The 22545-nt window shown below is 60.8% G+C and carries 28 protein-coding genes; 21 read left to right on the top strand and 7 right to left on the bottom strand.

The features are described from left to right. Window positions 1-3: 3 nt before the first annotated feature. The 8 genes from CO731_RS24285 to CO731_RS28840 all read left to right on the top strand — a co-directional run bounded on the left by CO731_RS24285 (window position 4) and on the right by CO731_RS28840 (window position 3351). Window positions 4-225 (top strand): hypothetical protein, encoded by a 222-nt coding sequence (locus CO731_RS24285; protein WP_108609193.1) that lies wholly within the window; start codon window positions 4-6, stop codon window positions 223-225. Between the two features lies 1 nt (window position 226). Continuing rightward, a complete protein-coding gene (locus CO731_RS24280) occupies window positions 227-676 on the top strand; it encodes a lysozyme (protein ID WP_245439512.1) in 450 nt (149 codons plus the stop codon). Then, on the top strand, window positions 677-1006 hold the full coding sequence (locus tag CO731_RS24275; RefSeq protein ID WP_108609191.1) for a hypothetical protein: 330 nt from the start codon (window positions 677-679) through the stop codon (window positions 1004-1006). After that, window positions 993-1205 carry a hypothetical protein gene (locus CO731_RS24270; RefSeq protein WP_108679469.1) on the top strand — a complete coding sequence of 71 codons (213 nt, stop codon included), beginning with the start codon at window positions 993-995 and terminating at the stop codon, window positions 1203-1205. Before CO731_RS24275 ends, CO731_RS24270 begins: the two co-directional genes overlap by 14 nt. After that, window positions 1202-1432, top strand: coding sequence for a hypothetical protein (locus tag CO731_RS24265; RefSeq protein ID WP_108609189.1), 231 nt, complete (start codon window positions 1202-1204; stop codon window positions 1430-1432). The genes CO731_RS24270 and CO731_RS24265 overlap by 4 nt, the downstream gene beginning before the upstream one ends. 9 nt (window positions 1433-1441) lie before the next feature. Continuing rightward, window positions 1442-2077: a serine protease gene (locus CO731_RS24260; protein WP_108609188.1), complete on the top strand. Its 636-nt coding sequence runs from the start codon at window positions 1442-1444 to the stop codon at window positions 2075-2077. An 83-nt stretch (window positions 2078-2160) separates the two neighbouring features. Beyond that, window positions 2161-3114, top strand: coding sequence for a metallophosphoesterase (locus tag CO731_RS24255; RefSeq protein WP_159091737.1), 954 nt, complete (start codon window positions 2161-2163; stop codon window positions 3112-3114). A gap of 60 nt (window positions 3115-3174) precedes the next feature. Further along, window positions 3175-3351: a hypothetical protein gene (locus tag CO731_RS28840; protein ID WP_159091700.1), complete on the top strand. Its 177-nt coding sequence runs from the start codon at window positions 3175-3177 to the stop codon at window positions 3349-3351. Here CO731_RS28840 and CO731_RS24250 read toward each other — a convergent pair. After that, a complete protein-coding gene (locus CO731_RS24250) occupies window positions 3337-3522 on the bottom strand; it encodes a hypothetical protein (protein ID WP_108609186.1) in 186 nt (61 codons plus the stop codon). The genes CO731_RS28840 and CO731_RS24250 overlap by 15 nt on opposite strands. A 299-nt stretch (window positions 3523-3821) precedes the next feature. Here CO731_RS24250 and CO731_RS28835 point away from each other — a divergent pair, with 299 nt between their 5' ends. Beyond that, window positions 3822-4451, top strand: coding sequence for a hypothetical protein (locus tag CO731_RS28835; RefSeq protein WP_159091699.1), 630 nt, complete (start codon window positions 3822-3824; stop codon window positions 4449-4451). Here the strand turns inward: CO731_RS28835 and CO731_RS29425 are convergent. Together CO731_RS29425 and CO731_RS24245 are read right to left on the bottom strand one after the other, a co-directional pair. Continuing rightward, on the bottom strand, window positions 4416-4568 hold the full coding sequence (locus tag CO731_RS29425) for a DUF6471 domain-containing protein (RefSeq protein ID WP_245439947.1): 153 nt from the start codon (window positions 4566-4568) through the stop codon (window positions 4416-4418). The two genes, CO731_RS28835 and CO731_RS29425, sit on opposite strands and share 36 nt — an antisense overlap. A 46-nt stretch (window positions 4569-4614) precedes the next feature. Beyond that, complete coding sequence (locus CO731_RS24245) at window positions 4615-4944, bottom strand: hypothetical protein (protein ID WP_108679468.1); 330 nt, start codon at window positions 4942-4944, stop codon at window positions 4615-4617. Between the two features lie 237 nt (window positions 4945-5181). Here CO731_RS24245 and CO731_RS24240 point away from each other — a divergent pair, with 237 nt between their 5' ends. The 4 genes from CO731_RS24240 (at window position 5182) to CO731_RS24225 (ending at window position 11017) form a co-directional block, all read left to right on the top strand. After that, on the top strand, window positions 5182-6888 hold the full coding sequence (locus CO731_RS24240; protein ID WP_245439511.1) for a site-specific integrase: 1707 nt from the start codon (window positions 5182-5184) through the stop codon (window positions 6886-6888). A gap of 183 nt (window positions 6889-7071) precedes the next feature. After that, entirely contained in the window at window positions 7072-7962 is an 891-nt protein-coding gene (locus tag CO731_RS24235; RefSeq protein WP_108609182.1) for a hypothetical protein, read from the top strand. A gap of 67 nt (window positions 7963-8029) precedes the next feature. Beyond that, window positions 8030-8743, top strand: coding sequence for a hypothetical protein (locus tag CO731_RS24230; protein ID WP_108609181.1), 714 nt, complete (start codon window positions 8030-8032; stop codon window positions 8741-8743). 1449 nt (window positions 8744-10192) lie between these two features. Further along, entirely contained in the window at window positions 10193-11017 is an 825-nt protein-coding gene (locus tag CO731_RS24225) for an Lpg1974 family pore-forming outer membrane protein (RefSeq protein WP_108609180.1), read from the top strand. Between the two features lie 64 nt (window positions 11018-11081). Here CO731_RS24225 and CO731_RS24220 read toward each other — a convergent pair whose 3' ends face one another. After that, entirely contained in the window at window positions 11082-12632 is a 1551-nt protein-coding gene (locus tag CO731_RS24220) for a phospholipase D family protein (RefSeq protein WP_108609179.1), read from the bottom strand. 172 nt (window positions 12633-12804) lie between these two features. Here CO731_RS24220 and CO731_RS24215 point away from each other — a divergent pair, with 172 nt between their 5' ends. Beyond that, window positions 12805-13641, top strand: coding sequence for an endonuclease/exonuclease/phosphatase family protein (locus tag CO731_RS24215; RefSeq protein WP_245439509.1), 837 nt, complete (start codon window positions 12805-12807; stop codon window positions 13639-13641). On the opposite strand, the gene CO731_RS24210 is transcribed toward CO731_RS24215, so the two are convergent. Beyond that, the gene (locus tag CO731_RS24210; RefSeq protein WP_108609178.1) at window positions 13642-14415 is read right to left on the bottom strand and encodes an IclR family transcriptional regulator C-terminal domain-containing protein; all 774 of its coding nucleotides are present in this window, start codon (window positions 14413-14415) and stop codon (window positions 13642-13644) included. A gap of 143 nt (window positions 14416-14558) precedes the next feature. Between CO731_RS24210 and CO731_RS24205 the strand changes: the two genes are divergently transcribed. Genes CO731_RS24205 through pcaF form a run of 3 tightly spaced genes read left to right on the top strand, consistent with a single transcriptional unit; the run spans window position 14559 to window position 17420 of the window. Then, window positions 14559-15416 (top strand): CoA transferase subunit A, encoded by an 858-nt coding sequence (locus tag CO731_RS24205; protein WP_108609177.1) that lies wholly within the window; start codon window positions 14559-14561, stop codon window positions 15414-15416. Continuing rightward, the gene (locus CO731_RS24200) at window positions 15413-16222 is read left to right on the top strand and encodes a CoA-transferase subunit beta (RefSeq protein WP_108609176.1); all 810 of its coding nucleotides are present in this window, start codon (window positions 15413-15415) and stop codon (window positions 16220-16222) included. Before CO731_RS24205 ends, CO731_RS24200 begins: the two co-directional genes overlap by 4 nt. Next, window positions 16215-17420 carry a 3-oxoadipyl-CoA thiolase gene (pcaF, locus tag CO731_RS24195; protein WP_108609175.1) on the top strand — a complete coding sequence of 402 codons (1206 nt, stop codon included), beginning with the start codon at window positions 16215-16217 and terminating at the stop codon, window positions 17418-17420. Before CO731_RS24200 ends, pcaF begins: the two co-directional genes overlap by 8 nt. A 60-nt stretch (window positions 17421-17480) precedes the next feature. On the opposite strand, the gene CO731_RS24190 is transcribed toward pcaF, so the two are convergent. Then, complete coding sequence (locus CO731_RS24190) at window positions 17481-18332, bottom strand: sulfite exporter TauE/SafE family protein (protein WP_108610035.1); 852 nt, start codon at window positions 18330-18332, stop codon at window positions 17481-17483. A 275-nt stretch (window positions 18333-18607) separates the two neighbouring features. Here CO731_RS24190 and modA point away from each other — a divergent pair, with 275 nt between their 5' ends. From modA to CO731_RS24170, 4 genes are all read left to right on the top strand, one after another. Next, on the top strand, window positions 18608-19414 hold the full coding sequence (gene modA / locus CO731_RS24185; protein ID WP_108610034.1) for a molybdate ABC transporter substrate-binding protein: 807 nt from the start codon (window positions 18608-18610) through the stop codon (window positions 19412-19414). A gap of 102 nt (window positions 19415-19516) precedes the next feature. Beyond that, window positions 19517-20212: a molybdate ABC transporter permease subunit gene (gene modB, locus CO731_RS24180; RefSeq protein WP_108609174.1), complete on the top strand. Its 696-nt coding sequence runs from the start codon at window positions 19517-19519 to the stop codon at window positions 20210-20212. After that, window positions 20209-21321, top strand: coding sequence for a molybdenum ABC transporter ATP-binding protein (gene modC, locus CO731_RS24175; RefSeq protein WP_108609173.1), 1113 nt, complete (start codon window positions 20209-20211; stop codon window positions 21319-21321). Before modB ends, modC begins: the two co-directional genes overlap by 4 nt. A 15-nt stretch (window positions 21322-21336) precedes the next feature. Continuing rightward, window positions 21337-21678: a winged helix-turn-helix domain-containing protein gene (locus tag CO731_RS24170; RefSeq protein WP_108609172.1), complete on the top strand. Its 342-nt coding sequence runs from the start codon at window positions 21337-21339 to the stop codon at window positions 21676-21678. On the opposite strand, the gene proC is transcribed toward CO731_RS24170, so the two are convergent. Next, a complete protein-coding gene (proC, locus tag CO731_RS24165; protein ID WP_108609171.1) occupies window positions 21679-22494 on the bottom strand; it encodes a pyrroline-5-carboxylate reductase in 816 nt (271 codons plus the stop codon). It lies immediately after the preceding gene. Window positions 22495-22545 lie beyond the last annotated feature (51 nt).

Raw genomic sequence — 22545 nt, 5'->3', positions numbered from 1 at the left:
CCCATGAAGCTAGTCGCAAACTGGCGCGATGTCCTGCGGCATGCATGGAGCGTGCGCCTGCTTATTCTGGCGGGCGTCCTTTCTGGTGCCGAGGTCGCACTTCCGCTGCTCGATGGCCTTCTGCCAATCCCTCAAGGCGTGTTCGCCAGTCTGTCTGGCCTCGTCGTCTGCGGGGCCTTCGTTGCCCGCCTGGTCGCACAGAAAGGACTCTCCAATGGCGAGTAGATTGAAGAAGAGCGCCATCGCTATGGGCGCCGCCGTGGCTCTAATTGGCGGCTATGAAGGCCTGCGCCTCAATAGCTACCAGGATGTCATAGGCGTGTGGACGGCCTGTTATGGCGAAACTCGTGGCATCCGCCCCGGCATGAAGTTCACCAAGGCCGAATGTGATGCGCAGTTTGCCAAGGGCCTCGTTGAGTTTGAGACGGGTATGCGTGCCTGCCTGAAGCGGCCAGACGCCATTCCGATCAAGCCTTACATCGCGTTCCTCAGCCTCTCCTACAACATCGGTCTTGGGGCGTTCTGCAAGTCATCTGTGGCGCGGTATGCCAATGCTGGCGACCTCCGCGCAGCCTGCAACCGCATCCCGGCATTCAACAAGGCTGGCGGTCGTGTGGTCCGGGGCCTCGTGAGCCGCCGGGGTGACGAACAAAAATACTGCCTGTCGGGGCTGTAGATGATCCCGCGCCTCTATCTCGCGCTCGGGCTCGTCGCAGTGCTCGCGCTCGGCGGCCTCGCTCTCTACGCCAAGGGCCGCGTTGACGCCCGACACGCTGCCGAAACCAGCCTTCTCCGCTCCCAGATCAAGACGCTCGAAGACGAACGGGCAAGGGAAGAGGCCGCCCGCAAGGCCGACGCCGCACAGGCGAAAACCGACCGGGAAGAGGCTGACCTACAGAAACACCAAGCACAGGAACTCGAAGATGCGCTTACCGACCGTGGCAGGGCTTGCTTTGACGCTCCTGACGCTGACCGCCTGCGGAACCTTATCAATGGTCAAAACTAGGCCGGCGATCCCCGAGGTGCCCGCCGACATTCAGGTCTGCTTCGAGCAGAAGGTGCGCGTCCCCGGTAAGAAGGGCGAACCGCTCACCCAGCAGCAGACGCACCGCCTCATCACCGATCTTTGGGCCTCCGACGCAAACAAGACGCGCTGTGGCCGCCGGCTCCTTGCCTTCCTGACCAACCTGAGGCCAGCGCAATGAGCACTGAAACAGACACCCGCGACAGGGTAATCCGCCTCGAAGCCGAAGTGGGCGCGCTAACCAAGCAGGTTGCGTCCATGGATTCGAAAGTGACTGAGATGCACGGGCTGCTCCTTCAGGCGAAGGGCGTCCGCTGGTTCATCATCAGTGCCGCCGCCATTGGCGGATTTCTGGCCGTCAAGGCCGCTTCCCTCATCCCCTGGCTTACCTCGATCCCTCCCAAATAGGAGCCCATCATGGGCGAATCCTCGCGCTTCTGGGTGGCATTCTCCACCCTCGTGATTGCATGCGCATTGGCCGCCGTCATGGCGGTGTATCACATCGGCCCCAATCTGCCCGGCCCGAACGTCAAGATCGTGCTGAAGACCGGCCATGGATCTGGTGTCAATATTGGCAGCGGCTACATCCTCACCGCCGCCCATGTGGCCGAGGATAATGCTGAACTCGACATCAAATTCGAGGACGGCACCACGGCCAAGGCCACGACGCTCTGGGTGAACAAGGGCGCTGACGTTGCCCTGCTTCGCTTCAAGGACGAGGGGCACACCAGATCGGCAAAGCTCTCCTGCCGCGCCCCCGAGGTCGGGGAAGCTGTCACGGCCTTCGGTAATCCTGTGGCGTTCGAAAACCTCGTCTTTCGCGGCTTCGTCAACGGCGTGGCAACCAACGTCGGCCCGCTGAAGGGCGTCTTCCCGACCGACCTGACCATTCTTCCCGGCATGTCTGGCGGCGCGCTTTACGATGCCGATGGCTATGTGATCGGCATCAACGTCATGACTGCGATTGTCCCGCTTGGGTTCATGCCGTCATGGGCGCGCATTGGCTTCTCGGTGTCTGGGGCCACGATCTGCGGCCTGATGGGGCGAGCATAAGCATGCCAGCGCACCCCGTCTCAGACGAGGAAATGCAACGAACACTCGCTGCATATTTCGCCCATGGAGGCAATCAGTCGCGAATGGCTGACGACCTCGGCTTATCCCGTGGCGGTATCCAGGATCGCATCAAACGCTTGCGCCGCGATGGCTTGATTCGTGAGGCGCAGCAGGCCGCCCAAGAGAACTACACCCCTGACATCGATGGTATCGCCCTTAGCATCGATGCTAAGCCCCGCGTGCGGGTGAGGGCCTACAACGTCAGTGTCACCAAAGATCTCCCCGTTCGGCGCGTCCTTGCCATCGGGGACACGCATTGGAAGCCGGGGCAGGGCGTGGAGCACATGCGCTGGATCGGTCGCTATGCGGCAGAGTCTCGGCCAGACAACGTGGTCCACATCGGCGATGCCCTGGATATGGAAAGCTGCGAGTTCCACAGCGCAGCGGGTTCAGCCTCCCAGATGAACCGCCCCTCGTTTCAAGACGAGATCAGCGCTGGCGAGGATGCCCTTGAAGCCTACCACTCCGAGATCGGGCTGGGCGAAGTCCCCCACGATGTCATCTATGGCAACCACGAATATCGCGTCGAGCGGCTGGAGGAACTGGCGCCGAATCTCGCCGGCACTCTGACCCTTCAGCGTGACCAGCTCTTTGCCCGCTATCGTTGGAAGACCACACCATACCGTCATTGGCTGTTCTTTGAGGGCGTGGGGTTCATACATGTTCCGATCAGCATAATGGGGAAGCCCATTGGCGGCAGATATCCCGAGAACATCATTGGGAACCAGGCTACGCACTCCATCGTCTTCGGCCATACCCACCGGAACAACAACATTACGGTTCCGAAGATTGGCATCAACAACTCGATCACCATCACCAACCTTGGGTCTGCCATGCCTCACGGCTACGTTCCGAGCTATGCGGAAGGCTGCACCACCGGGCTGACCTACGGCATCCATGAGCTGCGGCTTCGTGGTGGCCGCGTCGAGAGTGACAAGTTTGTCTCAATGCTTGAGTTGGAGGAGCGCTATGCGTGATTGGCTCCTGATGATGCTCATTCGCTGGAACCTTGCCCGTTATGACCGCCGGAGGGCCAGATGACACAGAGGCTCGCAATCCGCGTAACGATGGGGACAGACGGGAAACAGCCCAAGCGGGAACTGATGCTGGACGGCTACAAGATTGCCGATCTGAGTTACGTCGAGACGCTAGAGTTCATCATGCAGGCGACGAGTTCGCTGCGGTTCGAGCGGCGAGATTCAGCCCAGCCCTAGCCTGCGCGTCTCTTCCGCCAATTCCTCCATGGCCCGCAGCGTCCGCGCCGCGTAATGGCGAAAGCTGTTGCGAACACACTCATCCACAACGCCCCAGTCTTCCTCTGAGTTGTCGATGGCGAACAGCGACTTGGCGCGCTCGTCTATGCGGTGCAAATCAAGCTTGCTCATCAGAAGATTATAGACAAATCCGTTGAATCTGCTAGTGTTTTGCTGTCCTGACGCGCGAAAATTCGAAGGAAGCTTCGGGCTGCCAATTGGATAGCGTGTTGGGACCGCGAGGCGGCATTGTTGGCCCACCCTTCCCACCCCAATCAGGGCGGTCTCGAAAGAGAACGAGTGCCAGTGTGCCGGATGGCTCTGAGGCGATGGAACGCCCGCGTAGCCTAAATATCCGGTCTTATGTAGCAAAAGCACCAAAGGTGCCGCGTGAATAGATTGACTCCACTTCCAAGCGGAATCCTGCTTTCTTGCCCGTTATGGGGAAGATATTTCGCTTCGTTTTGCTCGGCATCACCAGCGCATTCATGGCGATGTTTGCGGAGCCGTTCTTTTCTGAGCTTTTGCGTCGAGTCGGTGTCGATACATCGGCTTGGGTTCAGCCGGCGATGGCGCTCATGAGTTGGGCAACGTCAACACCCTGGTTCCAATTTCTTACCGTGCTTTTCATGGGCGCGACTATCGGGGCTTGGCTCGATTGGCTGCTTCGAAAAGTCGATGCGCGGTCGAGTGATGTACGCGTGGTCGTCGCACAACGCCTCGCATCTCTTGGGAAGGACCTAGAAACCCTTGGGCAATTCTTTGATCTGAATTCACCCCCTTCGATTGCGCAGCTAGAGCGGTATGTCGATCAGGTCAGGTCTGTGGAAATAAGCGTGTCGAAACTGGGTGTCACAGTACCCCGGATCAGCTATGAAGCTGACCCGATTGGCTACATCGACCGAATGCGCGCCTATGCCTCCCGCATCGCGCCCTTGATAGCGGACGGGCATATCGCGGAAGCCAAGCGAATTGGCCGCGAGATATCTGAGAAAATCAGAAAAGAAGCTCCCACCTTACCGACTTCACAGCCTAAACTCACTCACAGAAATCACGGTTAGACATTGCAGCAGAAAAGCAGCCGTAAAGCCGCCTCGGCTGATCTTGTTATTCAGGTTCCGTTCCGTTTCGTGAACGCCGAGCTGGGCCAGTTTCTCGGCTAGCTGCGCATAAGTCACACCCTTCCGCTTCAACTCGGCCTTTCAAAAGGTTCTTGGGCGGAACCTAACCGTCGACAAACTGAAGGCTATCAGCATCACCAACGACACGTTCAGAGTTGATGTCGAATTTGATCCGTTCCATGAGCGCTATCGCGGCAGGGTCATCTGCCACGTGTCCAAGTATGGCCAGTAGGTCGAAAATAGCTCCATCTATTGCGTCGTCGCGGCCCAGTGTTTGAAACCCCGATAGGGCCGACATTGCCAGAAAACGGATGCGCTTTGCGTCCATAGGTGCCTCCTTAATTTCGTTGATTTGCGGCTGCTGCGGTAGCGGCAAATTTGGTGCTTTTGCTACATAAGACCGCATTTCTGGCGGGTACCATCCCTCAATCATGCGGGTCTCCGTGTGTACAGAAATAGAACATGAATCGACCTATCCGCGATAAATCCGTGGACTAGGCCTAAAGTGCACCTCAAGTAATTGAAAAGACTAGACCACGTACCCCGTTGGTAAGGGAGAGGTCGAGAGTTCAATCCTCTCTGGCAGCACCATTCTTTCCCATTGATGGGAAACAACTTTCTGGATTTGTTGGCTTTTTCGCCGCCCTGTTGGCACACAGAGGTGGTACACATGATCTTGCGCATGCCCGGTCCTTGGAAACATCCCGATACGGGCGTCTACTACCTCCGGCAGCGTCGACCGAAGGAATTTGTCTCCACCCAGATTGAAGAGCCTGTTGCGATTCCCGTGGCTGAGGCGACTCGCTTCGTCAAAGTTGGCGCGATGGTGAAGGTGAGCCTTGCGACCAAGGATCGCGAGGAGGCGAAGGCTCGATATCGAGAGGCTGATGCGGCCCTGCAAGAGTTTTGGCAGCGATACCGCGCGTCACCCCAGCCCCTGACACAAAAGCAAATTCAGGCTTTGGCGGGTCTCCTTTATCACCAGCTCGTCGGCATGATGGACAGTGAGCCCGGCGAGGAGGGTATCTGGACCGCCGCCCTTAGGCTCAATCAAGGCAAGATGGAGCGAGGTGAGTTGGACGGGTGGTTCGGGCCGTCGGTTGATGAGCTGTTCGCTAGGGAGGGCATTCGCACCGACCCGCTTAGCCGCACCCGCGTTGTTCACGCGCCCTTCGGTGCCGTCCAACGGGCAGCTGAGGTGAATCTGAGGAAGGCCCAGGGCGATTATACACCGGACGAAGGTGCCAAGCGTTTCCCTGTCTGGGAGCCTTCAGGCGAGGCAGCCGCTCGAACAAGCGCGTCAGCTTCTGCCGGCAAGTTCGAACTGTTCGTCCTGCTGGACCACAAGTTCGACACTCAGTCCCTCAAGGAGAAGACCCGGGAGGACTATCGTAGCTACCTCAAGAAGTTCGTTGAGGTTATCGGCCACAGCGATGCACGTCGGGTGACGAAGGACGACGTCCGCCAGTGGCGCGACAAGCTCATGGCTGAAGGGCTGACCCCTAAGACCATCAATGACAAGTACCGCGCTGCACTGAGTGTTGTCCTGAGTCATGCTGTTGATGAGTTCAGCTTGGTCGACAATGTAGCCAAAGGCATCCGCGACAAACGTAAGGCCCCCGACCCGAAAGGTCCCAAGGGCTACGACGCTATCCAAGCCAAAACGATCCTTGCCGCGACCTTCAAGGGAACTGCCAAGGCAATCTCAGCGCCACACCGACGCGCCATCTTCTGGGTGCCGTGGATTTGTGCTTACACCGGCTTGAGGGTCACCGAAGTCACACAACTTCGGGGTGTTGATGTGAGGACCGAGGGCGGTACACCGTTCCTGTTCATCACGCCGGAAGCGGGATCGACCAAGAGTGACAAAGCATGGACTACTGCAGTCCATCCTCATTTGGTCGAACTTGGTCTCCTCAGCATGTTCAAGGAGATTGGCGACGGCCCCGCGTTTTACGTGCCCTATCCTGCGGAGACCAATCTGTCGGACATCACTGGCTCAAGTCGCGCCAAGGAGGCCGGGAACCGCGTTGGCGAGTGGATAACGGCTGACTTGGGAATACCCGCACCGAACGACCGCCCTAATCACGCGTGGCGTCACCTCTTCACGACCCTGTCGCGCGATCTTGAGATGGACAAGCAGGCCCGAGACTACATGATGGGCAGCAGCCCCGAGGATGCGCGGGAGGGCTATGGCGACTGGACGCCCGCCACGCTGATGCGGGAGATTGAGAAATTGCCCCGGTTTGAAGTTGAGGAAGCCACCTACCGCCCCTCGACGGAACGGGTCGAGCCTCAGCCTATTCGGGGAGCGCCGCTTAAGAGGCTGGTTCCGAAGCTGCAGCGGCGGGGCCGTCCGCGTAAGGTGGCCAGCTAGCCCACCTTGCTGCCGAGTTGTGCGTTCGGGGGGCGCGCTTGCCGGAAAGCCGTTTGTGTGTCCCATAATTCCAATCAGATGGGGACAAGCTAAGGCTTGGTTGGATATCTCACGCGCGGAAGTTGAAGCCCTGTTTCGCCAGCAGTAGCCTCTAATGTTGGCTTCAGCGGGCTTTGTAGGGCTATGGATATCGTAAACAAAGAAATCCCCCTCAACTCTTTCACAGTGTCAATCGGCAGCGTGAGGAAGATTTTCCGTGGACTGCAACGGATCGTCACTGAGGAGGCTGACCTCAAGTTGGCGCAATGGGTTCTCCTTCCTGACCAAACCCAGGAAGAATTTGATGCACGAAAGAAGGAAGTGCGCGAGAAGGCCTTCAATGTAACAGTCAGCATGTATCGCCAAGACGGGTCACATACCTATGGCAATAGTGAGGACATATTCGAGCTGTCAGGGTCTGCTCCTGCAGTTACAAGAATTTTCATGACAAATATGACTGCATACCGAGGCATGGCCAATGTCGATCCCGCGAATTCCTTTCAGGTCCTGCTCGATTTCTCTCAGCCTCCGTTATTGGATGCTAACAATATTGTTTCAAGTCCTACGCCGAATGTGAGCAGCCTGACTATTGGTAGCGAACGTGATGGATGGTTGGCAGGAATTGAGAGGGTTGTGTTAAGCAACATAGATCGAAAGCATAAATTTAGACAGCGATTTCATGGGCCATTCATCTACGACTACGGGTTATTTGTGCTTGGAATACCATTCGCCTTGTACGTGTGTTGGTTGCTTTCCGACTACGTTGGACAGGTGTCTGCAGGAAAGAGCCAGTTCTTAAGTATCGCAGCGTTTGTATATATCGTGTTTGCAAGCTTATGGTGTTATAGAATTCTATTTGGCTATACAAAGTGGGCGTTCCCTGTGGCTGAGCTTCAGGAGCAGACCAGCAATCCGAAGATACACCGAAAGTTCTGGTGGGGTATTGTTGCCATTATTTTCGGAAAGATATTCTGGGACTATTTTGATCCTTATCTTTCAATCTCTAGCTGGATTGGGTCGGGTGTGGGGCAGTGACCGGGCGAGTGTCCGAGTTCAAATTCTGCGACCCCACCGTCGATTAGCTGCCAATGGAGTATCTCCAATGCCGGAAGAGCCTGAAAAGCCCAATGTCGAGACCGTTGGGAGCTATCCAGAGAAGGACGCGAAATCATACGGTTACGATGCCATCGAAGGGACTCTAGGGTCGGTTCCCATTGTGGGGGCTGGCTTGCAAAAGCTCGTTCAGTCCCTTGGATATGACCCCTATCGAAAGCGTGAACAGGAGTTCGTTGAGAGGCTTGGTCGAATTGTGGCGCAGCTTCAGCAGCGGGATCAACTTGATGTCGAGGCCCTGCGGGACAATCCTTATTTCGAGGGCCTAATCAACGACATTCGAGACAAGTTTAGGACCGCCCGCTCGGAGGCAAAGAAAGACCTCCTAGTCAATGCAGCAGCAAATACAATCGCCGGCATCACCGTCGACGATGCCCTTGCGGGCCGGTTGCTATCGTTGCTGGAACAATTCTCGCCTGGGCACGTGCTCGTGCTAAAGTTCCTGCATGACCCGACAGCGAACCCTTATGCGCGAAAGAAGGCAGAGACGCTTAGCATGGGAGCGCTCTCTCACATGGTGGAGGCTGCATTTCCAAACGGAGAAATGGCGGGAAACACGATTAGTGTAATCTATGCCGACCTAGAGCGAGAGAAGCTTGTCGAGGGTGGGCTACACGTTATGATGAGTGGTTCGGGGCTGATGTCGAAACGCACGACAGTTGTGGGTGATGCGTTCCTGCGTTTTGTGACGCCTAATTGTTGAAATGTAAGCGGTACGAGGCTAGCCCGCCATGAGCGCTTTGTTGCAATCCACCCGTTGCTGAGCGCCAAGGAAGAAGCGTGCCCAATTGGGCGCCCACCCACCCATGTCGAAGCGTCCGTAGTCGTTCTAATGGTTCATATTTGCACAGGGTCCGAATTCGCCGCGAGCAAACACCGGCGAGGTCGAATTGTTGATGTAGTCCCATTTTATTGTAATAATGCTGCTAGAGTGAATATATATAGTCTGATCCGTTAGGGTGTGTTCTTGATTCCGGGAGTACCACTGGAATTTTACCTTTATGGTACCTAAGTTAATATTTGGTCCTTGATTGTCGCTGTTGTCAGTTTCTCTCTTGAAATAAAAAGGGAGGACGATGGATGGATATGCAACTGTAATCTCATTTGTCCTAGCCCCAGCAGCCATAAACATGGTCCATGACGTCCTTCGGCAATGGTCGAATTCCCCCATGCTTTGAGCGAATGAGGAAGGAGCATTGAGGAGCGTGGGAAGAAGTGCCAGTACGAAGGCATATCGCGGCATGACACCCCCCTGAAACGAAGCTCAATTGATCTTATTAAATTAACATTAGGTAGCTCTAATGTCTATCGAGGCGCCGCTGATGCCGACATTGAACTAGCTACATTTGATCTGGATTGTGTAAGATGTTGCAGGCAGTGCAAGCATCTGAGCGCCCCGGGCACCACAATGGCGTTGCGAGCACGTCACGAGCGGCGCAGACTGTTGCGGCTAGCGATTGCGCTCACAATGGTATGCAAAAGAATCGGCGTGTGTCGTGCCGTGTGGCATCTGCCCCAAGGGCGCTAGCCTTCCCCATCTGAGGGTAGCCATAGGTTGACCTGGGGATGGCCTGATGGGTCCCCTAGCGGTGCTTAAGGACGCCCCTGCGCTTCGCATCTTGGTAGTTCAGCAGATCGACCATCTCGTCCGCATCCTCAGCGTCGTACCCTATGGCCGGCATCCCACGGACCTCCGCAGCTCAGCCGGTGAACACATCGAACACCGTCCAGGTCCCACCATTTTTTTCCCCAGATTTCGAAAAGTTGGGCCCTGCAAGGGCTTGAGGGCGACGCGGTTGAGCGTGCCGAGCCACGGGTTCTTCAATTGTCCTGTGGCGAGCCTGAAGTCGAAACATCGCTGGCCGCCCAGGACCCAAGCCCCGCCAAGGATCGGCTTCGCGAACCGGAAGCCCAGGCTTCATCGCCAACCCGGTGGACTAGGGGTGGCGCTTGATGAAGGGGATGAATGTGGCCAGCTGCTGCACGCGAGAAGTCATCTTGCAGGAAGCGGAACCGTCGCAGGCGCGCTGTGCGATATGCTGAAGCGAAGGTGAGGTCCAGGCGTCGATGCAATGAAAACTATTTCTGCCTTGCTATTGTTCGAATCCATTTTTACGTGATACTGCGCATTGTCTAATTTAGTTGGTTTGGTATGAAAAAAGTACTTTTTGCATTTTCTTCACTCGTCATTGCGACAACAGCTTCTGCCGCTGCCGATATACAGGATACTGCTGAGACGACGCCGGTTGCATCTTGGTTCGGCTACGTTGAAGGGGCGTATGCCTTCCGCACCAACAGCCACAATCGGCAGTTCGACAGCGCTGCTTATCTTGACGCGAGAACCGGAGCAGGTGGTTCCGGCGCTGCAAAACTGGGTTATCGTTTTGCCGATAGTTGGGATGTCGCAGCCGGGCTCCGCTATTTGGAGCAGTCCGCCGGCAGGCGCAACGACGACCTATACGACTGGCAGTTCACCGACGGTCGGTACTGGAACCTTGATGTTGAGGTTGGCTATCATACGCAGCACGACGATTGGTCGCTTCGCCCATTCGCTGGCCTGCGCTATCAGAACTATAGCGCGGATTTCACCGACCACGTCTCGCCAATCTATTACGCCTCGTCCAGATCCTGGGGCATCGGTCCGAGAATAGGCTTTGACGTTTCCAAGCCAGTAGCTGAGCATTTGAGCTTCTTTGCATCCGCCGATGCCTCAGTCCTGTTCGGTAAGATCAAGGCTGACAGGAATTATCCTGGTTACGCGGAGTTCTCCGAGAGCCGCACCTTCGGTACTGTCGGCGCGAAAGCCGGCCTCGCCTGGGAGTTCGCGCCTGGTGCCAAGCTTGGTGCTGGGTATCAGCTCGAATACCTGTCGGCTGTCGGCTACAAGACGTTTCAGGATGCGCCTCTTTCTGAACCAAGCGGGCGCGCCAGCCAGTTGATTCATGGCCCGTTCATGCGGCTGTCGCTGAACTACTGAGCTGCCGGCGACGTCCTGGTTGCGGTAGAATCGCTGAAGGCGGTCCGCTGGGCCGCCTTTTTGCTCACAACTGTGATTCGATCGGCAGATAGCTGATCACTTTGGCCACCAGGCGGCGGCGCAGGCTGGCCTGCGGTTCGTGCTTCAGCTTGCGCGGGCCGTTGGCGGTGTGGTCGGTCCAGCTCAGCTTGTCGCCATGCAGCGACAGCCTGAAGCTGCTGCGTGGCGAAATCTGCGCCTCGATCACCGCCTCGACCTCGCTTGCCAGTTCCTCCTGCCTGAACAGGACGCCCATCTCGGTGTTGAGGGAGGCCGATCGTGGGTCGAAGTTGAAGGAGCCGACGAAGCCTGCCTGCCCGTCGGCGATGAATGCCTTGGTGTGCAGGCTGGCGCCCTTGGAGCCGAACAGCGACATGTCGGTGCGCTCGTCGTCCGGCTTGAGTTCGTAGATGTCGATGCCGTTTTCGAGCAGCGGCTTGCGGTAGCGGACATAGGCGCCATGGACCGCCGCAACGTCGGTTGCCGCCAGCGAATTGGTCAGCACGGTCACCGCAACCCCGTTCTCGGCCAAGGTCGTCAGTTCCTGCGTTCCCGCTTCTCCGGGGATGAAATAGGGCGAGACGATACGCAATTCCCGCCTTGCCGACTTCAGCACCGGCCTGATCGCCGTCATCAGCCAGTTGTCCTGGCCCGCGCCCATGGCCTTTTCCGGCGGGTCCGACGCGACAGCGGCTTCGCTGGTCCAGCGCAGCCGACCCATGCCCGAGGACGCCCATGCCCCGCTCTCCTGCGCGACGCGATGGATGTAGGGTTCCGCAAGGCCTGTGGTGGCCGTGCGTTCCAGTCGCGCCCTGAGCGCCGGCAGGTCGCCCTTGGCCATGCCGGTGACATGGCGGATCGGCAGCACCGCCTCGCTGTTCCAGAAACCGTCGAAGATCGCTTCCGTCTGCTCGACCGCGGGGCCGGCGAGCAACAGATCCATGTCGCGGAAATTGGCCTCCTCCGAGGCATCGAAATAGGCGTCGCCGATATTACGGCCGCCGACGATCGCCAGCCTGCCGTCGGCGATCCATGCCTTGTTGTGCATGCGCCGGGTCGTCCGCACTGCCCGCAGCACGAGTTCCAGCCCGCGTTGCAGGCCGAAGGCCCGCGCCCAGCTCGGATTGAACAGCCGGACCTCGATGTTGGGGTGGCTGTCGAGCGCGATGTAGTTGGGGTCGTAGCCCCGGGCGTTGATGTCGTCGAGGATCAGCCGCACGCGCACCCCACGGTCGGCAGCACCGAGGATTTCGCGGGCGAGCAGTCCGCCGGTGAGGTCGTCCTTCCAGTAGTAATATTGCAGGTCGAGGCTGCGCTGCGCGTGGCGTGCGGTATAGGCCCTGACGGCAAAGGCGTGGAGATTGGAGGAAAGCAGTGCCAGCCCGCTCTGGCCCGGATGATCGGCCAGGAGCGGCGCCACCAGCGCATCGAATTGGGTCTCGCTTTCCGCCGTCGGCAGGGCCTGGGAGGGGGTCCCCCGCGCGCGCTTGGCGAAACGGCCAAAAGCATAGACCGCGAGCAGCGACGCGATGACCAGCGTCCCCGCCACTGCGACAATGATGGCAATGAGTTTCATGCGTATTGCGGTCCGCCGGCTGGGATGGGAACCATAGCCTCGCGACAGCATTTCGGTGGAGAGCCATCGTGACGCATGTGGAAAACCTCGAACACCTCGACCATATAGGTTACAGTTGGCACGAACGCCTGCCGCAACTGAACACGAATTTCCCAGAGATTCCAGACGAGTGATGGCTAGCACGCAAGGCTTGGAGATTTCCGATAGGGCAGGTGCCGGGCACCAGCCCTCGGCACAGCACCAGCAGGACGCGTTTTCGATCGCCGCAACCGGCACCCACAGCGAAATCGTCGTTGCCTCCTACAACGTTCACAAATGCGTCGGCCTGGATCGCCGTTTCGATCCGCAGCGCACGATGGCGGTGATTTCCGAGATCGGCGCCGACGTCATTGCGCTGCAGGAAGCCGACCAGCGTTTCGGCGACCGTGCCGGGCTGCTCGACCTCGATGCGGTCGCGCGCGAGACCGGGCTGGTGCCGGTTCCCCTTGCAGGCCGGCGCAAGAGCCATGGCTGGCACGGCAATGTCGTGCTGTTTCGCAAGGGCTCGGTCAGTTCAGCGCGGCAGATCGTGCTGCCCGGCGCCGAGCCGCGTGGCGCCGTCATCGTTGATCTTGAGCTCGAAGCGGGGCCGCTGCGCATCATTGCAGCGCATTTCGGCCTGCTGCGCCATTCGCGCAAGCTCCAGGCCGGCACGCTTTTGACCGCCGCCGAGCTGCACAGCGAAAAACCAACAATTCTTGTCGGCGACCTCAACGAATGGCGCCTGGGCAAGCGCTCGTCGCTGCGCAGCCTGGAACCGGCCTTCGGGCCGATGCACGCCATCGTTCCGAGCTTTCCCTCGCGCTTTCCGGTATTGGCGCTCGACCGCGTCATGGCCAGGCCGCACAATCTGCTCACAGAGATCGAGGCGCACGACACCGCATTGGCGCGCATCGCCTCGGATCATCTGCCGATCAGGGCAGTGATCCGGCTGAATGCCAAGCGCAATGGGCTGGCTGAAGCCGCCTGATCACTGAACGACCAAGAAGTCGCTGATCCTTGCCGCCATGTCCCTGAGCAGCGGCAGGATCTCCGCTTCCATCTCGGCCGGCGTGTGGCGTGTGGACTGCGTCGAGATGTTGATCGCGGCGACGATCGCGCCCGTGCGGTCGCGTAGCGGAACGGCAATCGAGCGCAGCCCGATCTCCAGTTCCTCGTCGACGATGGCGTGGCCGTCCGTTCGCACCCTGCCGATGATGTCAGCAAGTTTCGCCCGGTCGGTCACGGTCTTCGGCGTCCGCTGGACGATCGCGGCACGGGCGAGGAAGCCCTCGAGGTCGGCATCCGTCAGCCCCGACAGCAGCACGCGGCCCATCGCGGTGCAGAAGGCGGGCAAATGCGCCCCGACCTGCAGGTCGACGCCGATGATGCGCGGTCCCGGCACGCGCGCGACATAGACCATGTCTTCGCCCGACAGGGTCGCCGCCGAACATGATTCATGCAGTTTTGCCGCCGTCTCCTTCATGAAGGGTTCGGCGAAGGTCCACAGCGGCACGCCGTGCAGCCAGATGCGCGCCTGCGTCAGCAGCCTGGGCGACAGCGAAAAGTTCCGGCCCGATTGCACCGCATAGCCCGTCGCCACCAAGGTCAGCAGGAAGCGCCGCGCGCCGGCGCGGGTGAGGCCCGCTTTTTCGGCCGTTTCGGTCAGCGTCAGGCCCGCCGCATTGGCGGCCAGGATCTCCATCACCGACAGTCCGCGCTCCAGCGAGGTGACGTGGTCACGGGCGGTGTCGTCGTCGCGCATGGCGGCCTTTCTCCGAAATATCTGCTGCGGCGGAGCCTGGTCATTGACTCCAGCGCCATCTTGCCTCAGAAATGTATCGCATAGAAAACAAATGTTCGCAATACGAACTTTTGAGCGAACTTTGGACAACGGGACGAAACGCGATGACCAAATTTCTCCCCCTGTCGAAGGCGGTCGCCGACAATCTCAACAACGGCGACACCGTGGCCTTCGAAGGGTTCACGCATCTCATTCCCACCGCGGCCGCGCATGAAGCGATCCGCCAGGGCTTCAAGGACCTGACGCTGGTCCGCATGACGCCGGACCTGATCTACGACCAGATGATCGGCATGGGCATGGCCAGGAAGGCGATCTTCTCCTACGCCGGCAACCCCGGCGTCGGCCTGCTGCGGCGCCTGCGCGACGCGGTCGAGAACGGTTTTCCGCATGCGCTGGAGATCGAGGAGCACAGCCATGCCGCTATGGCCAATGCCTATGAGGCGGGCGCCGCCGGCCTGCCTTGCGCCATCTTCCGCGGCTATCGCGGCGCCGAGCTCGCCAGGGTCAATCCGAACATCAAGTCGGTGACCTGCCCGTTCACCGGTGAGGTGCTGGCGGCTGTTCCGTCGGTTCGCCCCGACGTCACCTTCATCCATGCCCAGAAGGCCAACAAGCGCGGCGACGTGCTGGTCGAGGGCATCATCGGCATCCAGAAGGAAGCAGCCCTTGCTGCCAAGCGCGCGGTGGTGACCGTCGAGGAAGTGGTCGACAATTTCGACGACCTGCACCCCAACCTGACCGTGCTGCCCAACTGGTCGGTCACCGCGATCTCGGTGGTGCCTGGCGGGGCGCACCCGTCCTACGCCCATGGCTACTATATCCGCGACAACGCCTCCTATCTCGAATGGGACGAGATCGCCGCCGACCGCGACCGCTTCCGCGAGTGGATGCAGAAGAACGTCATCGAAAAGACCGCCGACGATTTCGCCGGACGTGTCGAACACCTGAGGAACGTGGCATGAGCGAGCTCGGCTTCACCCCCAATGAAATGATGACGATTGCCGCCTCGCGCGCGCTCAAGGGCGACGATGTCTGCTTCGTCGGCATCGGCGCGCCGTCGGCCGCCTGCAACGTCGCACGCCTGACCCATGCGCCAGACATCACGCTGATCTACGAATCCGGCACCATCGGCACCGCGCCCGACGTGCTGCCGCTGTCGATCGGCGACGGCGAATTATGCGACACTGCCGTCACCACCGTCTCGGTGCCGGAGATGTTCCGTTACTGGCTGCAGGGCGGTCGCATCTCGATCGGCTTCCTCGGCGCGGCCCAGCTCGACAAGTTCGGCAACATCAACACGACTGTCATCGGCGACTATGCCCATCCCAAGACCCGGCTGCCGGGCGGCGGCGGTGCGCCGGAGATCGCAACCTCGTCGAAGGAAATCTACATCACCATGGCGCAGTCGAAGCGCGGCATGGTCGAAAAGATCGACTTCTACACCTCCTTCGGCCATGGCGAGGGTGGCGATCACCGCCAGCGGCTTGGCATCAACACCAAGGGCCCGACGCTGCTGATCACCGACCTCGCCATCTGGAAGCCGGATCCGGTGACCAAGGAATTCACCGTCGTTTCGCTGCACCCTGGCGTCACCCGCGACAAGGTCCAGGAGACCTGCGGCTGGACGGTGAAATTCGCCGATACGCTGGAGGAAACACCTGTTCCGACGCAGTTGGAATTGCAGACGCTGCGTGATTTAAAGGCGCGCACCGACGCCGCCCACAAGGGCGAAGCGATTTCCGCAAAGAGAGGATCCAAGGATGGCTGAGGCCTATATCTGCGATTACATCCGCACCCCGATCGGCCGCTTTGGCGGCTCGCTGTCGTCGGTCCGCGCAGACGATCTCGGCGCCGTGCCGCTCAGGGTGCTGATGGAGCGCAATCCTTCCGTCGATTGGGCTGCAGTCGATGACGTGATCTTCGGCTGCGCCAACCAGGCCGGCGAGGACAACCGCAACGTAGCCCGCATGTCGCTGCTTTTGGCGGGACTGCCGCAGGAAGTCTCCGGCACGACCATCAATCGCCTCTGCGGTTCGGGCATGGACGCGCTGATTGCGGCTGCCCGCGCCATCAAGGCCGGCGAAGCCGAGCTGATGATTGCCGGTGGCGTCGAGAGCATGAGCCGCGCGCCCTTCGTCATGCCCAAGGCCGACGCGGCTTTCTCGCGCCATGCAGAGATCCACGACACCACCATCGGCTGGCGCTTCGTCAACCCGGTGATGAAAAAGCAGTACGGCGTCGATTCGATGCCCGAGACCGGTGAGAACGTCGCGGAGGACTTTTCCGTCTCCCGCGCCGATCAGGATACCTTTGCCGTGCGCAGCCAGAACAAGGCCGTCGCCGCGCAGGAAAACGGTCGCCTTGGCAAGGAGATCACCCCGGTGACGATCCCGCAGCGCAAGGGCGATGCGATCGTCGTTGCCAAGGATGAGCATCCGCGCGCCGGCACGACCATCGAGATGCTGGCCAAGTTGCCGACGCCGTTCCGTCAGGGCGGCACGGTGACCGCCGGCAACGCTTCCGGCGTCAACGACGGCGCGGCAGCCCTCATCGTTGCCTCCGAAGCTGCGGTGAAGAAGTATGGCCTGACGCCGATCGCTCGCGTGCTTGGCGGTGCGGCGGCGGGCGTAGCACCGCGCATCATGGGCATCGGCCCGGCACCGGCGACCAAGAAGCTGTGCGCCCGTCTCGGCATCAGCCCGGCCGACTTCGACGTCATCGAACTCAATGAAGCTTTTGCCTCCCAAGGCATCGCCGTGCTGCGCGAACTCGGCATCGCCGAGGATGCGGAGCACGTGAACCCGAATGGCGGGGCCATCGCACTGGGCCATCCGCTGGGCATGTCGGGCGCCCGCATCGCCGGTACCGCGGCGCTGGAGCTCGGCCTGCGCGGTGGCAAGCTGGCGCTTGCCACCATGTGCATCGGTGTCGGGCAGGGTATCGCGGTCGCACTCGAGCGCGCCTGACCTGCTGTCTGTCCCGAGAATGCAAACGCCCGGCACTGCCGGGCGTTTTGATTTGAAAGGTCAGCCGATCAGGCTGATCAGGAAGCGCAGGCTGATCAAAAGCAGGAAGATGCCGAAGGCGACCTCAAGCTTGCGTTTCGACAGCGCGTGCGCCAGCCGCGCGCCGAGGGGCGCGGTCAGGACGCTTGTCGGTACGAACAGGATCAGGCCGACGAGCGAGACATAACCGAGCGAGAGCGGGAACTGCAGCGCGGCGACATCGGGGTACTCCGCCGCCCGCGGCCATCCGGCATAGATATAGCCAAGTGCGCCGGGGATCGAGATCAGCACGCCTAGGCCGGAGGACGTCGCCACCGCCTGGTGGATGGGACGGCCGTAGAAGGTCATGAACAGGTTTGAAAGCTGCCCGCCGCCGATGCCCATCAGGCTCGACAGCACCCCGATCAGCCAGCCATAGGCGTTCATGATGAGCTTGCCCGGCATGTCGAGCCCCAGTCGCCAGGAATCCTTGCCGAACAAAAGCCTGATCGCCGAGATGCCGGCTACGACGACGAACACCATCTTGAACAGATCCGGCGAGGCATAGCGCGCGATCACGCTGCCCATCAACACACCGAGCACCACTGGCACCGCCCATTGCCTCAGGATCGTCATGTCGACCGCGCCCTTGGCCTTGTGGGCGCTGAACGAGCGGATCGACGTCGGGATGATGATGGCGAGCGAGGTGCCGACGCACAGCGGCATGCGCACCTCTTCCGGCACGCCGACCGTTCGGAACAGTTCGTAGAGCACCGGCACGATGACGGCACCGCCGCCGACGCCGAACACGCCAGCCAGAAGGCCCGTGACGGCGCCCGCTCCGAGCAGCGCGATGGCTAGCCAGATGATTTCGAACATGGTGATGCCGGACATTTCGGGGAACTCGTGTTGGCGTGGCTGGATGGACAGGGTGTCGCCGGACACAAGGTGCCACGTCTGCATGCCCCAAGGTGAGAGCGAGACATATGCCATGAACGGACGGGCCAGTCTCCCCCGGACTGCAAGTCCAATCACGCAACCTCGAAACATCCGGCAACAGTTTTGCCGAAAACCACCCGGATGGGTGGTTGTGCGGCGAGTGCTATATTCGTATGAATATAACGAATCCGCAGTCAGGCTGCGGCTTGGTCAATCATGGAGGAATGACGATGTTCACGCGTAGGGGATTAGGGTTGCGGCTTGTGGCCGCTGCAGGCGGCCTGGCGGCCATGCTGTCGTTCGGCCTGCCTTCGGCGCGCGCCGATGGCGACGTGGTCGTGTTCGCCGCTGCCAGCCTCAAGAACGCGCTCGATGCCGTCGACGCCGCCTGGAAGGCCGAGAGCGGCAAATCCGCGACCGCGTCCTACGCCGCGAGCTCGGCCCTCGCCAAGCAGATCGAGGAAGGCGCACCCGCCGACGTGTTCATCTCGGCCGACCTCGACTGGATGAAGTATCTCGCCGACAAGAAGCTGATCAAGGACGACTCGGACGTCAAGCTGCTCGGCAACCGCATCGTGCTGGTTGCGCCCAAGGATACCGGCGCCAAGGCCGAGATCGCCCCGAATTTCGAACTCGCCGCTCTGCTTGGCGACGGCCGTCTCGCCATGGGCGACGTCAAGGCGGTGCCCGCCGGCAAGTATGGCAAGGCCGCGCTCGAAAAGCTCGGTGTCTGGTCGTCGGTCGAGGGCAAGATCGCTCAGGCCGAAAACGTGCGTGCCGCCCTCAAGCTCGTGTCGACGGGTGAAGCCCCGCTCGGCATCGTCTACCAGACCGACGCGACGGCAGAGCCCGGCGTCAAGGTCGTTGGTGTGTTCCCGGAAGACTCGCATCCTCCCATCGTCTATCCGGTCGGCGTGACGGCGGACTCGAAGAGCGCGGACGCTGCTGCGTACGTGAAATATCTTCAGTCCGCCAAGGCCAAGGAACTGTTCGAGGCCCAGGGCTTCACCATGCTTGCGCCGGTGGCGTCCAACTAGGGAGTGGTTTACCGCTCTCCGGTATTCTTGCCGCAACGACAATCTGTGTCCCATCCCGCACGGCGGGGTGGGACAGGCTTTTTGAGGGAATGCGACTAGGCAATGTTGGACCTCACTCCTGACGAATGGAATGCGGTCCGCCTGTCGATCAAGGTCGGGCTGTGGGCGATGGCTGCCAGCCTGCCTTTCGGCATCGCCATTGCTTTGCTGCTGGCGCGTGGGAAATTCTGGGGCAAGTCGCTGCTCAACGGGGTCGTCCATTTGCCGCTGATCCTGCCGCCTGTCGTCACCGGCTACCTGCTGCTGCTGAGCTTCGGTCGCCGCGGCCCGATCGGCTCGTTTCTCGACGAGTATTTCGGCATCGTCTTCTCGTTCCGCTGGACCGGTGCCGCCCTTGCCTGCGCGGTCATGGGCTTTCCGCTGATGGTGCGCGCCATAAGGCTCTCCATCGAGGCGGTCGACCGGCGGCTTGAGGCGGCTGCCGGCACGCTCGGGGCAAGCCCCTTGTGGGTGTTTCTGACCGTGACGCTGCCGCTGACCTTGCCCGGCATCGTTGCCGGCATGATCCTCTCCTTCGCCAAGGCGATGGGCGAGTTCGGCGCCACCATCACCTTCGTTTCGAACATTCCCGGCGAAACCCAGACGCTGCCATCGGCGATTTACACCTTCACCCAGGTGCCGGGCGGCGATGCCGGAGCGATGCGGCTGACGCTGATCTCCATCGCCATCTCGATGATGGCCCTTGTGGTGTCCGAGATGTTCGCCCGTCGCATTGGCCAACGCATGGATGTCGGATGACGCTCTCCGTTGCTGTCCACCACCGCCTCGGCGCGCTCGACCTCGAAACTAGCTTCGAGAGCGCCGGTCACCTGACGGCACTGTTTGGACCGTCAGGTTCGGGCAAGACCTCGCTCATCAACATCATCGCCGGCCTGATCCGCCCCGACGCCGGACGCATCGTCATCGGCGACCGGACGCTGGTCGACACCGCAAACCGCCGTTTCGTGCCCGCGTACAGGCGCCGCGTCGGTTTCGTCTTCCAGGATGCCAGGCTGTTCCCGCATCTGACGGTACGCTCGAACCTGCGCTATGGCCGCTGGTTCACGCCGCAAGGCGAGCGCTACGCCGAATTCGACCGCGTGGTCGAGATGCTCGGCATCGGCCACCTGCTGGACCGGCGTCCAGCTTTGCTGTCCGGCGGAGAAAAGCAGCGTGTCGCCATCGGCCGAGCGCTGCTGGCAAGCCCACGACTGCTGCTCATGGACGAGCCTCTGGCCTCGCTTGACGATGCCCGCAAGGCTGAGATCATGCCCTATCTCGAGCGGCTGCGCGACGAGACCAGGATCCCGATTGTCTATGTCAGCCATTCGATTGCCGAGGTCGCCCGCCTCGCCACCGACGTCGTCGTCATGGCCGAGGGCAAGGTCGCAGCTTCGGGTCCGACGACCGAGATCATGCAAAGGCTCGACCTGTTGCCTCCGGAGGAAGTGGGCGAGGGCGGTGCCGTGCTCGACATGAAGGTGCTGCGCCACGACGAAAGCTTCGGCATGACCGTGCTTGGCGCTGCCGCCGGCGAAATGCGCGTGCCTCGTGTCGCCCTGCCTGAAGGCGCTGTCGTGCGTGTCCGGGTTCGGGCGCGCGACGTCATGATCGCCACCGAGCGGCCCCAGGGCCTCAGCGCGCTCAACATCCTGCCGAGCAGGATCGTTGATATCGGCAAAGTCAACGGTGCGCAGGTCGACCTTCGCCTCGACTGCCATGGCGACATGCTCGTCTCGCGTATCACGCGCCAGTCGCTCGAAACGCTGCAGCTGACTGTCGGGCGCGACGTGTTTGCGGTCATCAAGACTGTTGCCTTCGATCGCGCCAATCTTTCTCCGGGGGCGCCGCTTGTGCTAACCAGCTGAAGACTGGAGTAGCCGATGCCGTCCCTGACCCTGCGCCTCTATCTCGACCCGAAGGGCCGTCTGGGTCCGGGCAAGATCGAACTTCTCGAACAGATAGCAGCCACCGGCTCGATCTCGGCGGCGGCGCGGGCCATGGAAATGTCCTACAAGCGCGCCTGGGATCTTGTCGAAGAGATGAAGGACATGTTCGGCAAGCCGCTGGTCGTGGCCAAGACCGGCGGCAAGCACGGTGGCGGCGCCGAGCTCACGGAGGTCGGCGAGCAGGTCATCCGCCAGTTCCGCGACATGGAGCGCGCCGTCTACGAGGCGGCGGCGCCCCATATCAAGGCTCTCCAGGCCGAAGCCGATACGAAGTAGTTATTTCCCGAGTTCGACCGAACGCAGCCGGGCCGCCTCGACGGCTTCGGTGAGCAGGTTCTTGAGACGATCCTCGCCCATCAGCACACCGAGCGCTGCCGCAGTCGTACCGTTGGGGCTGGTCACCTGGCGACGCAGCACGGCCGGGTCCTCGCGGCTTTCGGCGGCCAGGCTGGCAGCGCCATAGACCGTCTGCATCGCCAGAAGCGACGCCGTCTTCGGCGCCAGCCCGGCATTCTCGGCCGCTGCCGTCAGGCATTCGATGAAGTGGAAGATGTAGGCCGGTCCCGAGCCGGAGACGGCGGTGACCGCGTCCATCAGGCCTTCGTCGGCGATCGTCGCCACTTCGCCGCTGGCCGACAGCAGGTCCGCGACCCGCGCCTTTGTGGCGTCCGTGACGTGGTCGTTGGAATAGACCACCATCATGCCCTTGCCGATGGCGGCGGGCGTGTTGGGCATGCAGCGCGCGATCGGCGTCCGTACACCGAGGATGTTGCTGAAGGTGGCGACCGACGTGCCCGCAGCGACACTGACGAAGGTCGCACGGCCGTTGCCGAAGCGGCGGTAGCCGGCAGTGACCTCGCGAATGACCTGCGGCTTGACCGCAATGACGATGATTTCGGGATCGGCATCGGCCGGGATGCCGCCAACTTCCGAGGCGACGCGGCTGCCGAGCTCGGCAGCGCGGGCGCGCAGTTCGGCGTTTGGTTCGACGACGAATGTCTCAGCCGGTGCGAGCTTGCCCGATTTCAGCCAGCCCGTGAGCATGGCGTAGCCCATGTTGCCGCAACCTGCGAGGATCAGTCTGATGGTCATTCAAAGCCCTCCGAACATCCTGACATAGACCGTCTTGCAGCCATGCGGAAG

The organism is Aminobacter sp. MSH1, from assembly GCF_003071665.1.
Taxonomy (GTDB): Bacteria; Pseudomonadota; Alphaproteobacteria; order Rhizobiales; family Rhizobiaceae; genus Aminobacter; species Aminobacter niigataensis.
Note: the sequence above shows the minus strand (reverse complement) of the source record. Positions and strands in the feature narration are given on the sequence as shown.